The sequence below is a fragment of the Pseudoalteromonas sp. UBA2102 genome (assembly GCF_002331165.1).
Classification (GTDB): Bacteria; Pseudomonadota; Gammaproteobacteria; order Enterobacterales; family Alteromonadaceae; genus Pseudoalteromonas; species Pseudoalteromonas atlantica.
Genome location: NZ_DCYU01000086.1, coordinates 1 through 15,111 on the forward strand (window position 1 = coordinate 1; position 15,111 = coordinate 15,111).

At 38.9% G+C, this 15,111-nt stretch carries 17 protein-coding genes and 1 pseudogene; 13 read left to right on the top strand and 5 right to left on the bottom strand.

Features of this window, described 5'->3' with window-relative positions; all coding sequences use genetic code 11:
- The 5 genes from B2R65_RS11725 to B2R65_RS11745 form a co-directional block, all read left to right on the top strand.
- Positions 1–407 (top strand): hypothetical protein (locus B2R65_RS11725; protein ID WP_286742859.1); only part of this gene is annotated, 407 nt, incomplete at its 5' end.
- 132 nt (positions 408–539) lie between these two features.
- Entirely contained in the window at positions 540–1,244 is a 705-nt protein-coding gene (locus tag B2R65_RS11730) for a hypothetical protein (RefSeq protein ID WP_138611236.1), read from the top strand.
- Positions 1,245–1,334: 90 nt separating this feature from the next.
- Entirely contained in the window at positions 1,335–1,586 is a 252-nt protein-coding gene (locus B2R65_RS11735; RefSeq protein WP_085065422.1) for a hypothetical protein, read from the top strand.
- 121 nt (positions 1,587–1,707) lie between these two features.
- A complete protein-coding gene (locus B2R65_RS11740) occupies positions 1,708–2,214 on the top strand; it encodes a hypothetical protein (RefSeq protein WP_128081043.1) in 507 nt (168 codons plus the stop codon).
- A 115-nt stretch (positions 2,215–2,329) separates the two neighbouring features.
- Positions 2,330–2,611, top strand: a complete 282-nt coding sequence (locus tag B2R65_RS11745; protein WP_029772267.1) for a hypothetical protein — start codon at positions 2,330–2,332, stop codon at positions 2,609–2,611.
- A 249-nt stretch (positions 2,612–2,860) separates the two neighbouring features.
- On the opposite strand, the pseudogene B2R65_RS11750 reads toward B2R65_RS11745, so the two are convergent.
- Positions 2,861–3,121, bottom strand: a pseudogene (locus B2R65_RS11750) (transposase); the annotation flags it as partial.
- Between the two features lie 275 nt (positions 3,122–3,396).
- Here B2R65_RS11750 and B2R65_RS11755 point away from each other — a divergent pair.
- Together B2R65_RS11755 and B2R65_RS11760 are read left to right on the top strand one after the other, a co-directional pair.
- On the top strand, positions 3,397–3,708 hold the full coding sequence (locus B2R65_RS11755) for a hypothetical protein (RefSeq protein ID WP_029772268.1): 312 nt from the start codon (positions 3,397–3,399) through the stop codon (positions 3,706–3,708).
- A gap of 95 nt (positions 3,709–3,803) precedes the next feature.
- Positions 3,804–4,169 (top strand): hypothetical protein, encoded by a 366-nt coding sequence (locus B2R65_RS11760; RefSeq protein WP_029772269.1) that lies wholly within the window; start codon positions 3,804–3,806, stop codon positions 4,167–4,169.
- A gap of 147 nt (positions 4,170–4,316) precedes the next feature.
- Here the strand turns inward: B2R65_RS11760 and B2R65_RS11765 are convergent, their stop codons facing one another.
- Together B2R65_RS11765 and B2R65_RS11770 are read right to left on the bottom strand one after the other, a co-directional pair.
- Positions 4,317–5,348 carry a methionine synthase gene (locus tag B2R65_RS11765; protein ID WP_138611237.1) on the bottom strand — a complete coding sequence of 344 codons (1,032 nt, stop codon included), beginning with the start codon at positions 5,346–5,348 and terminating at the stop codon, positions 4,317–4,319.
- Between the two features lie 29 nt (positions 5,349–5,377).
- Positions 5,378–6,352, bottom strand: coding sequence for a DUF1852 domain-containing protein (locus tag B2R65_RS11770; RefSeq protein ID WP_286742868.1), 975 nt, complete (start codon positions 6,350–6,352; stop codon positions 5,378–5,380).
- A 556-nt stretch (positions 6,353–6,908) separates the two neighbouring features.
- Here B2R65_RS11770 and B2R65_RS11775 point away from each other — a divergent pair.
- The 4 genes from B2R65_RS11775 (at position 6,909) to B2R65_RS11790 (ending at position 9,684) form a co-directional block, all read left to right on the top strand.
- Entirely contained in the window at positions 6,909–7,922 is a 1,014-nt protein-coding gene (locus B2R65_RS11775) for a DUF5924 family protein (RefSeq protein ID WP_029772272.1), read from the top strand.
- Positions 7,923–7,993: 71 nt separating this feature from the next.
- Positions 7,994–8,230 carry a hypothetical protein gene (locus B2R65_RS11780; RefSeq protein ID WP_029772273.1) on the top strand — a complete coding sequence of 79 codons (237 nt, stop codon included), beginning with the start codon at positions 7,994–7,996 and terminating at the stop codon, positions 8,228–8,230.
- A gap of 17 nt (positions 8,231–8,247) precedes the next feature.
- Positions 8,248–8,703 (top strand): hypothetical protein, encoded by a 456-nt coding sequence (locus B2R65_RS11785; RefSeq protein WP_029772274.1) that lies wholly within the window; start codon positions 8,248–8,250, stop codon positions 8,701–8,703.
- A gap of 75 nt (positions 8,704–8,778) precedes the next feature.
- Positions 8,779–9,684 carry a cation diffusion facilitator family transporter gene (locus B2R65_RS11790; RefSeq protein WP_029772275.1) on the top strand — a complete coding sequence of 302 codons (906 nt, stop codon included), beginning with the start codon at positions 8,779–8,781 and terminating at the stop codon, positions 9,682–9,684.
- A gap of 13 nt (positions 9,685–9,697) precedes the next feature.
- On the opposite strand, the gene B2R65_RS11795 is transcribed toward B2R65_RS11790, so the two are convergent.
- Positions 9,698–10,897: an Nramp family divalent metal transporter gene (locus B2R65_RS11795; protein ID WP_024032231.1), complete on the bottom strand. Its 1,200-nt coding sequence runs from the start codon at positions 10,895–10,897 to the stop codon at positions 9,698–9,700.
- Positions 10,898–11,326: 429 nt separating this feature from the next.
- Between B2R65_RS11795 and B2R65_RS11800 the strand changes: the two genes are divergently transcribed.
- Both B2R65_RS11800 and B2R65_RS11805 read left to right on the top strand, forming a co-directional pair.
- Positions 11,327–12,127: a hypothetical protein gene (locus B2R65_RS11800; RefSeq protein ID WP_029772276.1), complete on the top strand. Its 801-nt coding sequence runs from the start codon at positions 11,327–11,329 to the stop codon at positions 12,125–12,127.
- Between the two features lie 162 nt (positions 12,128–12,289).
- Positions 12,290–12,949, top strand: coding sequence for an NADPH-dependent FMN reductase (locus B2R65_RS11805; RefSeq protein WP_029772277.1), 660 nt, complete (start codon positions 12,290–12,292; stop codon positions 12,947–12,949).
- Between the two features lie 60 nt (positions 12,950–13,009).
- On the opposite strand, the gene B2R65_RS11810 is transcribed toward B2R65_RS11805, so the two are convergent.
- Positions 13,010–15,025, bottom strand: coding sequence for a TonB-dependent receptor (locus B2R65_RS11810; protein ID WP_029772278.1), 2,016 nt, complete (start codon positions 15,023–15,025; stop codon positions 13,010–13,012).
- Between the last annotated feature and the right edge of the window lie 86 nt (positions 15,026–15,111).

Here is a 15,111-nt window from a genome sequence, read left to right on the forward strand (position 1 = left end):
CCCACATGCCTGCGCCCGTTATTGAAAAGTTAGGGTTACGGTGGAAAATGGAAGCAACATTTGATGTGAATGGGAAGCCATTTAAAGTTGAGTTCACAGCTTTAGGTAGTGAAAAATATTATCATGATAATAAGCTATCACTTAAAAGAAGAACTCTTAAAACACGCGATGTAGTTCCTTTTGAGCTTGATGGCAATAAAGTAGAAATTGATGTCGAAATTTCGGCTAAAAGTTTTGAAACGAAAGCGTATATTAACGGTGAACTTGCCATCCCAGAACTTTTCCCACAACTTAAGGAAAGAGTGGAAAAACGGAATCAGAATACGAAATCACAGTTTTTAGCTAAATTGATGCTATGGATTATTCTTGCCGTTGCGTTTACATTCATTTTTCAATTGGCAAAGTAACCCTAACAAACAACTTTAGTCGTTCGCTAGCGCTCACTGGGACAATAACACGTAGGCTCAGTCGCTTCGCTCCCATTTTAGCCTACGTGTTATTGCCCCTAAGTTGGGCGTTAGCAATACAAGGAGAGTCCGTTGCAAATTTTGCTATTCATTTTACTTTTGTGTTCATTTTCTGCTTCTGCGAATGTATTCGAAGATATGAGGTGTGGTTCATATGACGCTTCAAAATATCCGAATAAAACTGAATTTAAGGGAAGCACGGAGCGAGAGATATCGGAAACTGGAGTAAAAGAATTTTTTGACGAATTAGGGAAGACCGATTCATCACAAAGGCAGTGGGTATTTAAATTAGTTGATAGAACAACGGGAAAATACAAAAAATCTTTTCCTCGTCGTTCTCCAAACTCAGAAAATGATATTGCTATTGAGCATCAAATTATACAACCAGAAATCATCATTATCTTAGGTGATAAGATAATAACGGGCAGTAATAATGGAGAGTTTGGTGGGGAACTAATTTTAATTGATGAAAACGATAAAGTTACCCTAATTAAAGAAATGAATGTCGAAGACATTTATGAAATGCCATTCGGTTTAGTGGTTACATCTGGTTTAGCCCATATGTCATGGAATTACGGCGATATTCATTTAATAAACTCAAACTTTGAAATCGAGAAATTATATAGTTTAGTTGGTATGCCTAAGTCATCTTGGTTGCTAGATAACGGAGATTTACTCATTAATAGTTATCCAACAGGCTCACAGGTTTTGACTAAAAGTGGTTATTTGAAACGTGTGCAATGTATTGCTAACAAGCCACTAAAGCAGGACTCGTAACCGTTGGCTCGGCTCCGCTTCGCTACACATTTTAGCCAACAATTACTCGCCTCTTAGTGGGGCGTTATATACCCCAAGGAGTTTGTGTTTATGGATATAGATCAAAGTATAAAAATTATCGAGCAACAAAATCGAAAACTTTTCAGTGCAACCCACACATGGCTTATTGTCATTGCAATTTCCACAATCGCGCTCATCCTTACTCTAACTATTCCTCCTATACCAGCCGCTTTAATAACAGGTATATCAGCATTTTTTGTTCTTTATTATTATGTTGCTCATGCGATTAAAAAAGTTAATGCTCGTATCACGTTAATGGAAACAAGAAATAAAACAAAGTAAGGTTATATAACAAGCGCCTAAACTCCGACAATGTTACGTTATCATGTTTTTGGCAAACAACGCAAAAAGCTATGCCAACACATTGCGTGTTAGGCGGGCGTTAGCAAGCAAGGAAAGCTCGGTGAAATACTCACTATTATTTTTACTACTTTGTAATCTGGTCTCATTCAACAGTCTTTCCTGTTCAATTGCTGGTTGGAGAATGTTTACCCCAATTCCCGATAGTTGGAATGCGGTTACCCTTGAACAACCCGAAAACGGTTACTTTTGGGAGCTAGTGCCAGAGCCAGTAGTGGAATTAAGTAGTTTGTCTCGGGGATCAGGCAACCGAAGTTCAGCTTGTTCTGATTTCGGAATTATAGAGTTAAGCGTATCTCTTCCAGAAAGCAGTTCATATAAAATTTCAGATTTTGGTGTTTACGTTAGACTCACCGAAGGAAAACAACCTGATTTAATATTTCCGGATACGCCCATGACTGGACGTATAGATAATGGAGTAATGAAATTGGTATTCCCTTGGCTAGAGCCTCAAAAATCAAAGATAGAGCCATTAAATTTAACATTAGATATATTTCTGGTATCACACAGACTTAATGTAGGTAAATCCGTTAAACTTGTGGTTAAATAGCTTGCTAACAAGCTAATTAATAAGGACAAAAAACAGTTGGCTGTTTTCGTTCCTCAACATTTTAGCCAACAATTTTTTGCCCATTATTAGGGCGTTAGTGAGCAGGAGGCTTAACATGAATATTTGGTATATTTTAATAACTTTATCGAGTTTAGTTGGTTTGTTGGTCGCCAAGTATATGAGGCACAAATTAGCAATTTTTGTTGCAGGTGCAGTGCCTTGGTTGGGCCTATTAGGTTCACTGTTATATACAGAGTATTTTGTGCCTTACCAAGGTGGTGGTGCTTCTATGTGGCCGGTCGCACAACTTTTCGGCGGAACTGCCGCTGCAGTAATAGGCGTTGTAGTGTTTTTCGTGGCTCGTAAGTTCATCTGGCCAATTAAAGATGCTCACTAACAAGTTGCCTAAGTTCGCCGCAAAAAGCGCGGCATTAGCAAAGTAAGCCATCAGCAATTAAAAAAGGTAGAGGAGCAACTAAATAATCGCCCTAGAAAATGTTTAGGATTTAAAACACCAAATGAAGTCTATAATGAATTAGGTGGTGCACTTCCAATTAGAATCTAGGTAGTGGGTGTCAGATTTAATAAAGTGGGTGTCAAATTTAATAATTTTCAGATTTAATAATTTACTCAGAAGCCTTCACCACTTTTTTGCCATTGTCTCTTGAATAACATCAGATTTTAACCGCTCTTCAGCATACATTTTCTTTAAACGACGATTTTCATCTTCAAGTTCTTTAATTCGTGTCATTAAAGACGCATCCATACCGCCATATTTAGCGCGCCATTAATAAAAGGTTGAATTGCCCATGCCATGTTCGCGGCACAGCTCAGGAATAGGCACGCCGTTTTCTGCTTGTTTTAAAATGGCAAGGATTTGGCTGTCAGTAAAATGTGTTTTTTTCATAATTTTCTCCTGTATTTACAATAAGAGAGAATTCTACATTTGACTTCTTTTGGGGAGATTACCCCCTTTCACCCTAAATAAAAGCCACTCAAACACCCGTAATCCCTTAAAAACGCCAATTAAAACAATATCAAACACTTCAATCTTCTGCGTAAAAATACAGTAATCAATTGAACCAAAATAGGAACTCAGCTATGGTTTGTTAATCAATAAAAAAAATTTAATAACGAGTTAATCTACAGGCTCATCATATGCCTAAAAAGGAGTTTTAAACAATGAAGCTTTTTCTAATACCATTATCAATAGTTGTTCTTTGTTCTTGCGCTACAAAATCAATTCCAGAAGCTACAAAAACGGAAATGGATAGTGATATAAAAAGATATCTAAATTATAGGAATCAGAAAGCTTATGCAGTTGCCGTGGAAAAAGACGGCGCATGGGTAAGTGGCTATGGGTATGGATATCCGAATCAAGAACTCGCCAACAAAAGAGCTTTACTAGAGTGCGAAGTACAAAAACAGTCTCGTAAAATTAGTGCAGACTGTTTTGTTCTTTATGAAGATGGACGTAGAAAAAACGGCATATAACAAAACGCTAAACACGTTCACTGGGACAGTAACGCAGCGGCTCTTCGCAATTATGCAGCTACGTCACTGCTCGTTAGCTTTACAAGGAAAATTTGGTGTTTGATAGGATAAAAATAGCGATGTCAAAGGGGGTTTGGCACGCTTTGGCGTTAATCTTAGTCATGCTGTTAGCTGGGCCAGAAATAGTGGTAAGTATTGAACTTATGGCCATGGTAGAAGTGCTTGGGGCTTCTACCTTTGTATTGATGTATCTCTCAGGTATAAAGCTTTTTTTCTCAAAGGTGTGGGATAAATATAAAAATTTTGAAAAGCATTCAGTTTTCTTTTTTCCAACTTTTCCTGTTTTTAAAAAAATGCCATCACTGATAGTTCATTCTATTCCTGAGCGGACTGTGGTTATTGGACTTCTTACGTTTATTACTGTTGCAATGATAATATTTTACATACAAATTTTAATTTAGTTTAGTAAAGCTAATTAGCACCCTGAATCAACTTTGCTAAACATACGCTTGAGCTTGCAAGCCCCTTTGTAGCTATACGTATTAGCGCACTTAATTTTAAAAAAAGTGCGCAGGTTTTAATTACATAGCTAGTTTTTAAAGCAAGCTTTACTGCACTAATAGCTCTTTTCTTACTATTTCCGCGCCTTTACTCAATGCATTAAGCTTAGCGTTCGCAACTTCGCGCGAAAGCGGGGCCATGCCGCAGTTTGTGCAGGGGTAGAGTTTGTCGGCATCTACAAACTGTAGGGCTTTGCCTAAAGTAGCGGCTACTTCTTCAGGTGTTTCTATTTCATTGGTGGCAACATCAATAGCGCCTACCATTACTTTTTTACCGCGAATTAGTTCAAGTAAGTCCATAGGTACGTGTGAGTTGTGACACTCAAGTGAGATAATATCAATATTTGATTGCTGTAATTTAGGAAAAGCTTCTTCGTACTGGCGCCATTCATTGCCAAGTGTTTTTTTCCAATCGGTGTTAGCTTTAATGCCGTAGCCATAACAGATATGCACAGCAGTTTCGCATTTTAACCCTTCAATTGCGCGTTCTAAACAGGCAATGCCCCAATCGTTTACTTCATCAAAAAATACATTAAACGCGGGCTCATCAAATTGGATAATATCTACGCCTGCGGCTTCTAGCTCTTTGGCCTCTTGGTTGAGTATTTTGGCAAATTCCCAGGCTAATTTTTCGCGGCTTTTGTAGTGGTCGTCATAAAGAGTATCTATCATGGTCATTGGGCCGGGTAGTGCCCACTTTATAGGTTGGTTAGTTTGCGAGCGCAAAAACTTAGCGTCTTCTACAAATACAGGTTTTTGGCGGCTAACAGGGCCCACTACGCTTGGAACACTTGCATCGTAACGGTCGCGTATTTTTACGGTTTTTCGTTTTTCAAAATCAACACCGTTTAGGTGCTCTATAAATGTAGTTACAAAATGCTGACGTGTTTGCTCGCCATCGCTCACTATGTCAATACCAGCGAGTTGTTGTGAGTGAAGTGCAATGCGCAGGGCGTCTTTTTTGCCTTCAATAAGTTCGTTGTTTTGAAGCTTCCACGGCGACCAAAGGGTTTCTGGCTCTGCAAGCCATAAGGGCTTTGGTAGACTGCCAGCTGTAGATGTAGGTAATAATGTTTTCATAATAAGAGTGACCCTTTATTAAAATAAGGTTAGACGTTTGCTGATGTAAATTGCTCAAGCACTGATTTATACGGTTTTATAAAATGCTCTTCAGCAAACTTGCCTTGTTCTGCGGCTAATTTACTGCGCTCATCTCTGTCGTAAATAATTTGCGTGAGTGAGTGGTCGGCATTTTTTAAATTAGGCTTAAAGGCGTTACCCGCTTTGGCATTGGCGTTATAAATTTCTGGGCGATAAATTTTTTGAAAGGTTTCCATTGTGCTAATGGTGCTTATTAGCTCAAGGTTGGTGTAATCGTTTAGTAAGTCACCAAAGAAAAACAAGGCAAAAGGTGCGGCACTATTTGCAGGCATAAAGTAACGCACCTGTAGGCCCATTTTTTTAAAGTATTGCTCTGTTAACGAAGATTCGTTTGGTTGGTATTCAATACCTAAAATAGGGTGCTGGTTGGCAGTGCGATGATAGGTTTTGTTATCTGACACACTGAGGCATATAACCGGTGGCTTTTTAAAGTGTTGCTTATAGGTGTTTGAGCTTACAAACGATTGAAATAACTTACCATGCAGCTCACCAAAATTATCGGGAATACTAAATTGTGGTTTATTTTTATTATGTTGCTGAAGTAACACGCTAAAGTCGTAGTCGCGAACGTACGATGAAAAGTTATTACCAACAATACCTTCTATGCGCTTGTCTGTTTTGGTATCAATAATATTCGTTTTTAATATTTCTATAGAAGGAAAGCTTTGGCTGTTTTCATCTAAACCAATATCTACAGAAATAATCTCAAGCTCTACACTGTAGCGCTCAGCGGTTGGGTTATCCCAATTAGCAAGGGTGTTAAAGCGGTTGTTGATCATATTTAGCGCTTTTCTTAAGTTTTGTTGGCGGTGTTCGCCTCGTGCTAAGTTTGCAAAATTAGTGGTAATACGGGTGTTTTCAGCGGGTTGGTAGTTTTCATCAAGGCGCTGACTTTTAATATTAAATGTAATGTTTTTACTCATGGTGACTCTATCCATATTGTATATTTAAAACCTGAGCCTTTAGCGTGCTCAAAGGGTGGTTTTATAATAAACAGGCTTAATGCTTATAAGCGCTGGCCGATGGATAATTTATACGTTGATTGGTGCTTTAATAAAAACGGTTTAATTTCACATAAAACATGAGTTTGATTCATTTATATAAATTAAATGTGTTACTGAGAGAATATAAACCTGTGTTTAGGCATGTAAAAAAATAGTGCAGCGTATAATTTATAGGTGTTTAGACGTCTAGATGTGTTTGTTGTGCTAAATTCACGTTAAGCATTAATAAAATTCAGGCACGGCTGTAACCCTTATTTTAATTAACGCTTAAAGTTACAGTTTTAAAAATTACTGTAGTTTTTCGGCGAATTATAGGCACTTATTAATTAAAAAAGCGGTTAAAAGGGAGTGGTTTTTAATGCAACAACTAACAATTATACCTGCAGGCATCTATGTGTTGTTCATCTAGGCTTAGTTACACTGACTTAACTAACTTGATAATAATAAAGTACATTATGTACGGACACTAAAATAAATGAACAAACTAAAAAATCTCATTACTCAATTTATAGTTGCAATGCAAAAGCGACCAGGGCTATTGGCTGTATTGGCGTTTTGCTCAGGTGTTGCAAGCTATGTAATGGTCGATAGAAAAGAGTCGTTCTCGCAGGTTATTGCCATTGTTTTACTGGTGAGCTGGTTTTGGTTGATCATCGACAATTGGCTACGCGATAAAGTACAAGAGCGCTTTGGGGTCGCCGTATCTCCTAATGTAATGCGCTTTGCACTGCAAATGGTGCAACAAGAAAGCCTATTTTTTGCGTTACCGTTTTTTTTAGCGGTTACCCAGTGGGATCACCCACAAGCACTCTTTACATCGCTGATTATTATATGTGCCTTCATATCGGTAATAGATCCATTTTACTATAAAAAGTTAGCTAAAAACCGCACACTGTTTACAGTATTTCATAACTTTGCATTATTTGTGGTGTTGCTTGTTACGTTACCTATTTTATTAAACCTAACTACGAGCCAAAGCTTAGCAATTGCGCTTGTAACCTCAGTGCTTATTACTTTACCTAGCTTAACAAACTTAATGCCTGATGCGCGCTGGTGGCGTTTTCCTATTTTAGTTTTAATTTTATGCGCAATAAGCGCCGGGGTTTGGCAGCTTCGCAGCTTTGTACCGCCAGCAGCCCTGCGTTTAACCGATATTACCTTGGCACACAAAGTAGATGTTGAGCATAAAAAACCACTAGGTAGTATTGATACTCTTGATTTATATACACTTCATCATGAAGGATTATACACATGGACCGCAGTAAAAGCGCCAAGGGGTCTAAACGAAAAAATATTTCATGTATGGATACACAATAAAAAAGAGGTCGACAGAATTACGCTCAATATTAATGGCGGGCGAAAACAAGGCTACAGAGCATGGACTCATAAAGTAAATTTTCCACATGATGCTAAAGGTAAGTGGCAAGTAAAAGTGGTAACTGAGTCGGGGCAATTAATAGGACTTACGAAATTTATTGTTACACCTTAACGCTATAAATACGCTGATAATCAACTATAGATTTGATACGCTGTTTTTACATTACTTAATGGATGAGTGTTATGAGCATTGCTTTAGATATTGTTATGTGGCTAATGATAGAAACCATTTTAGGGTTTATTCTGTACTCTACCGGCTGTGCAATTTTAAACGTATTCACCTTTGGTAAGTTTAAAGCTGACATTAAAGATTATGTGAGCTTTAAGGCAAATAAAGCTAAAAACGTTTACCTAATATGTTTACTTGGTTTTAGTTTTTACGCAGCGTTAATTGGTTTTGTTGCTTACATTAGCCAATAACTTAGGTTTATAAGTATATGAAGTTTAATAAGCTATTGGTTATAGCGGGGGTTTTAAGTTTTATAGCGTCACTTTTACATATTGCCTGTATTTTTGGCGGCCCTGATTGGTATCGCTTTTTTGGTGCTGGTAAACACATGGCGCAGTTGGCTGAGCAGGGGAGTACGTATCCTACCTTTGTTACTTTAATTATATCAGCCATACTTGCTATATGGGGCATGTATGCGCTCTCTGGCGCGGGCGTTATTTTAAAGCTGCCTTTATTAAAAACGGCTTTAGTATTAATAACAGGCGTTTATTTACTAAGGGGGATAGCAGGATTAATCGCTCCTTTTGTAACAACCAGTCAGTTTATTCATCACAACTCCATTGTATTTTGGATTGTAAGCTCAATTGTATGCAGTATTTATGGGCTGTTTTATTTATTAGGTACACTTAAACTTTTCCGAACACATACCTCATTAACCTTATAAATTAAAAACAGTGAGCGCTAAAAATAGATTTCTACAGCTCAGGTTAATCAAGTTATTTACTATGTAAGGAGCAACATGAGTCACGATCACAGCCATCATATTAGTCACTATAATCGCGCGTTTGCTATAGGCGTTTTACTCAATCTTATATTTGTCGTGATAGAAGCAGGGTACGGTTTTTTTGCCAACTCCCTCGCGCTTTTAGCCGACGCAGGGCATAACCTAAGCGACGTGGTTAGCTTATTACTTGCGTGGGGGGCAAATGTTTTGGCAAGTAAAGCCGCTACCGACAAGCGCACCTTTGGCTATAAAAAATCAACGGTGTTAGCGTCTTTAATGAGCTCTGTTTTACTTATGGCTGCCCTTGCTAGCATAGCTTGGCATGCTATAGAACGTTTTGAAAACCCTCAGCCGGTTACAGGCATGACGGTTATAGTGGTTTCGCTTATTGGTGTGGTAATTAACACATTAACTGCGTTGTTGTTTGTGCAAGGGCAAAAGCACGATTTAAATATTAGAGGTGCTTTTTTACATATGGCGGCTGATGCAGCGGTGTCTTTAGGTGTGGTAATTGCCGGCATTGTTATTTTATTTAAAAACTGGCAGTGGGTAGACCCTGTTGTAAGTTTGAGTATTGTCGTGATTGTGTTTATTGGCACGTGGGGATTATTTAAAGACTCGCTTAATTACGCCACAGACGCCGTACCCAAAAATATTAGTATAGAAAAACTAAAGCAGTATTTTTTAAGCATTGAGCATGTAACAGGTGTGCATGGGCTACATGTGTGGCCACTAAGTACCACAGAGTCTGCGCTTATTGTTCACTTAGTAACGGACAACAACGCATTAAATAACGACTTTTTAATTGAAGTACAGCACCATTTACATGACCACTTTGACATTGAACACGCCACCATTCAAGTTGAAAGCAGCCAAGGCAGCGCAGGTTGTATGTTCAACCATGGGCATGCCCATGGTTAAACGTTAATTGGTTTTAAAAAATTAACCCTGATAGTTTGTAACAACTTAACGAAAAAATGAGTAGTAGCACGGGTAATATAACTACATTTAAAAGTGTTGAGTTGGTGTATTTTCCCATGACTGATTTTTGATTCACTAACCACACCAAATATGCGGTAATTATGGGCAGTAGTAATCCATTTGCAGCCTGTGCAAATATAATTACCGCAACAGGGTCAAGCCCCAGTGAGGCCACAAATGCACCAAAAGCTAAAATAGTAATGGCGACTGTTTTAAAACGGGTGTTACTCATTTCGCTTGACCAACCAAGCATGCCACATACCGCATACGCGCCTGCTAATGGGGCTGTTATTGCGCTGGTTAATCCTGCGGCAAATAAACCAATAGCAAAAAAGTAATGCGCTGCTTCGCCAAGTAATGGCTCAAGTTGCACAGCCATATTTGCTGCACTAATTTTACCGGCATCGGTGCCATAAAACGCAACAGACGCGGTTGATAAAATGGCAAGGGTGATCACCCCACCTAGCGTAATTGATAAACCTGTATCTAAGTTAGTTTGTTTAATAACAGTGTCTTTATCACTTTTAGAATGATCTTGCGCTGCCAAAACACCAGAGTGCAAAAATAAGTTATACGGAACAATGGTTGTGCCAATGAGGGCCAATACCGTTGTAATTGAGCCACTTGGCATTGTAGGTATAAACCCAGCGAGTACTTTAGCCATTGGTGGCGCAGCCATAATTAGGGTAGATATAAATACTAGGCTCATAAGGATAACCAGCAGTATTAATGCATTTTCTACCACTTTGTGCTTACCACTGTATAAAAGAATAGCGCTACATACAGCAATTAACGGCGTCCATATTTGTGCACTTACCCCTGGGAAAATACCAACTAGCCCCATACTTGCACCACTGAGGTTTCCGGCTTCATATGCAGCGCTACCTACACCAATAGCACTTATTACTAAAAAACTAGCAAGCGCTTTAAGATAAGGGGTTTTAATGTGTGCACGTAACGCTTGTGCTAAATCTTGCCCTGTTGCTACTCCTAATCGAGCAGCCATAGACTGCAACAAAATAGTGGCAATAACCGAAAAAAGTAATGTCCAAATTAATGCAAACCCAAAGTTTGCACCGGCAACACTTGCCGTTGTGATTGTTCCGGGGCCAATAAATGCGGCTGTTACAAGTAATCCTGGGCCAAATCGCATACTGTTACCTTAATATTTGCTTTTAAATTTAGAACAACGTTTTATTACGTTGAACCTAGATTGCTGCCACTTTACGTGCCATGCAGCGAGAGCCCCACCTTGGCTAATTAACCTTAAACTCTGAGTAATTATTTTAATATGACTATCAAAAAGCCGCGTAGGATACCAACTTATATATAGATTTAAAGAGCCAAACGATTACCTGCTAGTTAAATGCACAATATGCGCGAGTTATATTTATAAATCAGCCATGTGCGTTGTTGGTTTCTCATTTTTATCCTACCTTATAGATTGTAAAATGAGCAAGTTACTTAGTTTTTTAATGATGTGAGCCACTTTTTAAATAAATTGTTTAAAAAGGCATCTTTTTATTGCTGGGCTTCGTTATATAGCACTATTATGCGCAACTTTTTGGTTTTGGACCTTTTAATGAAAACTAATTTAAAAATCTTTCACTTGATCTGCATTATGTCGCTGGCTTTAGGTACGAGTAAAAGCGCTGCGAATGAATCGCTACACGAGCTTGAGGTAGGTGTAGGCGGGAATATAAAAAGCGTTGCACACCCTGACCACGAAAATGAAAAATTAAATTTTCATATTCATCCTTTATGGGAAAGCCATTATGTGACAGAAGGGCGCGATAACTTGCTCGGTAGCGCTTTAATCTCTATTGCGGGCGAAATAAATTACAATGACTTTACGTTTATTCCCTGGTTAGCAACAAGCACTGATAATGACTACGATGAGCTAAATTTAAATGCTATTTATTCAACTGAGCTTGCAGAACACCTAACTTTGTATGCAGGTTACAACCATATAAAAGCACGCGAGGAAGGAGTAAATTCCCATGATAATGAGCTTAGCCTCGATATAAGCTATGCATATGATTGGGATATACATGCAATGGCGAGTATCTATCACTCGTTATCGCTCAGTGGCTCCTTTATAGAGCTGGCAATTACAAAAGAGTATGCATTTAGTGATTTAATGCGATTGGAGCTGCAAACTGCGGCGGGTTTTAATAGTGGTTATGTAAGCGATGGCCACAATGGCCTTAATAACGTAAAACTTGCTGCTAATTTATCTTATCAACTATTAAATAATGTCATGCTATCTGGCTATGCCAGTTACAGCGTTGCAATAAACAAAGATGCTGCACACTATAGCGGTGATGAACATTTACGCTCCTTATTTTGGGCAGGGTTTGGTGTTAGTTATCAATTTAATTAAGTGGAGGTTAGGCGTTAGCGTTAAAGCGTAAGTGATGGGTGCCACCCTTATTAATTTTTGTTTAGAGTGCTAAAAATTGTGCAAACAAATAAAAGCCTCGCATTTTTAATATGTTTTAGGTTTAAGGTATAGTGGGTACAACACTCAATTAAGGAGGCTTTTATGAAATTTTTAGTTTTTTTAGGCACCGTTAGAGATAGCACACCCCCTAAGCCAGCACGATTAGGAGAGCGAGTGGCTGAGTCATGCCTCAATTGTTTAAACGAGCGCTACAGCGAGCACGAGTTTGAACTTATAGACGCGCTCGACTTTCCTTCAGAAGATGTATTTAAACCTCATTTTGCCTATGCAAAAAGCCAAGCTCCAGCACATTTAACAGCCTTAGCAGATAAAATTACCCAAGCAGATGGCTATATAATGGTAAGCCCAGAGTACAATCATAGTATGAGCCCGGCATTAGCTGATTTGCTAAACCATTTTGGCAGCTCGTTGTTCTCGTATAAGCCAAGCGCTATTGTCACCTATTCGGCAGGGCAATGGGGAGGATTACGTGCGGCAATTAGTTTACGTACCTTTTTATCAGAACTTGGGTGTTTACCAGTCTCTGCAATGGTTCATGTACCAAAGGCGCAAGAGGTGCTAAATAGCGATGGTTCAATGCAAGTGGGTGAAGAAGAAAAATCGTGGTTTAATTATTATTCGCGTACTTTTAGCCAACTGATGTGGTGGGCACAGGCGAGCAGCCAACATAGTAAAAACGTAGATCCCCACGCTATGTTAAAAAGTTTTAAAACAGCGCCATCTCAGCGAAATGCACCTTAAAAAATGTATTAAGGTGCGCTTTTATATGTATACTGTTTTTATATACAGCATTTCTCTCGATTAAAATAATAAGCTAATTGATAAGCGGGCTGTGCGAGGCTCAATAGGATGAAAGTGGTTATCTTCTACACCTTGTGCAGGCTCGCCCGGTAAGCGCGAAGCGTAGTAGTAATCTATATCGTGATCGGTACTATCAAATAAATTCAGTAGTTCAAAATCGACTTTCCAGTGAGTTTGTTTATAGCTAATAGCACTATTAACTACCGTTAATGGTTCAGATTGAATATCACCAGAGTCAGAAAGCATCCGTTTACCTATGTGGCGTACTCTAAATGATGATTGCCACATTTGACTTATATGCCAATTTAAACCTGCACTTGCAACAACAGGTACTGCGCCTTCTATATAGTTCTTGTCAGAGTTTATATTTAATCTTGAATGAGTAAACGAGGCTTCCATGTCTAGGCTAAAGCGTTCATTAATCCAATAATACGCACTTAGCTCTAGACCATAACGTTTTGATGCATCACTGGGCTCTGTATTACCCGCATCACCTACAAATAAAAGCTCTGAGTCGAGTGTAAGCCACCATAAAGCGGCGGATAAATTAACGTTTTGATCATCGGCAAAACGCAGGCCTAGTTCAGCACCTTCACTTTTTACCAGTAAATCTACTTTTTCGGCATTTTGTTGGCTAACAGGGTCAATATTAATGGTAGTGCCGCGGGCATCGTTTGAATGAAAAGACTGCCCCCAGTTTGCATAAGCGACTAACAAATCGGTAAGTTTATAATTTAAACTGCCTTTAAAGCTTACCAAGTCATCGTTTTCTTTGCCCGAGTTTACCCGTGTAATACTGCTAACATCGGTATCAAAATAATCGTACCGCACGCCTGCAGTGGCCTCTAATTTAGGTGTGAAAAGTATTTTTGTTTGCCAATAACTCGAATAGCTTGTTTGTCTTATGGCATCTTGTCTTATTGTATTGAGTCTCTCTCGCGCTTTAGTGTTATAAAGTCCTACCTTGTCTATATCGTCATGGCGAACCTCAAGCCCTGCAGTGTGCTGCATATTTAAACCCGCAGTAAGGGAGTCAAATTGATAACTTAGCTCACCACCATAAATAGTGCGGCTATCTTGTTGGTTAAACTGATCGCCATTTATAGGGTCGTTTAAAAAATAGCTAAAGTTAGAAAACAGCGTTAAATCGTAATTTATGGCATAAATACTGGTTTTTATATGCTTGCCTTGCCAAACACTTGATAGGCTATAGCGACTCGAGCTCCCCCCAAGGGTGGTATCAAGCGACCCTAAGGGTGACGTTATATTTTGTGACACTGCGCGCTGTGGAATTTGATCGGCTGATTGCCATGTGTTGTCGTAAGCCATTGCTGTAATAGATAAATCTCCATTTAAAGCTTTGCCAACATAACGAAGTAGGGCATTTTTTTTATTTACGTTTTCGTTTATATCATCCCATGGGCCATCGTAGCCTTGCCACTCAGCTGCTGCTATTAACTTGGCATTAGATACATCAACTGCACTAAGCACTACTGCACGTTTATAGTTATCTTCACCAATGCTTAGCTCTATTTGCTTGTGCTTTAAGTTATTAGCTAAATTAAATTGCGCACTCCCCGCACTTGAAAAGTCCCCTTGTGTAGCGCTGTATGATCCTTTTTGGTAATTAATAGTTGAAATAGCTTCTGGAATAATAAAATTAAGATCGGTATAACCTTGCCCGTGTCCATGGCTTCGCATATTTATGGGCATGCCCTCAATGCTGGTGGCAAAGTCGGTGCCATGATCTAAATTAAAGCCTCTAATAAAGTATTGATTAGCCTTACCCGAGCCACTGTGTTGTGTAACCGCCATGCCTGGAATAAGCTCTAACATTTCGGCGCTTCTGAGCATGGGGCGCTGCTGTATTTCTCCTTGACCAATAATACCGCTTGAGGCACTGATAGACTCGCCAATTAAACCATCTCTATGCCCATAAACAGTAAGGGTCTCTATATTAGCGTAGGTGCTAATGCTATATAACGTGCTCAGTGTAAGTAAAGCTAATCTCTTCATCGCTAAAATCCCTATGTATTTACTATCTAAAATAAGCAGATAGTTTAAATACGGCTTAGCTGATCGATTGGATGCAACATTTGTTA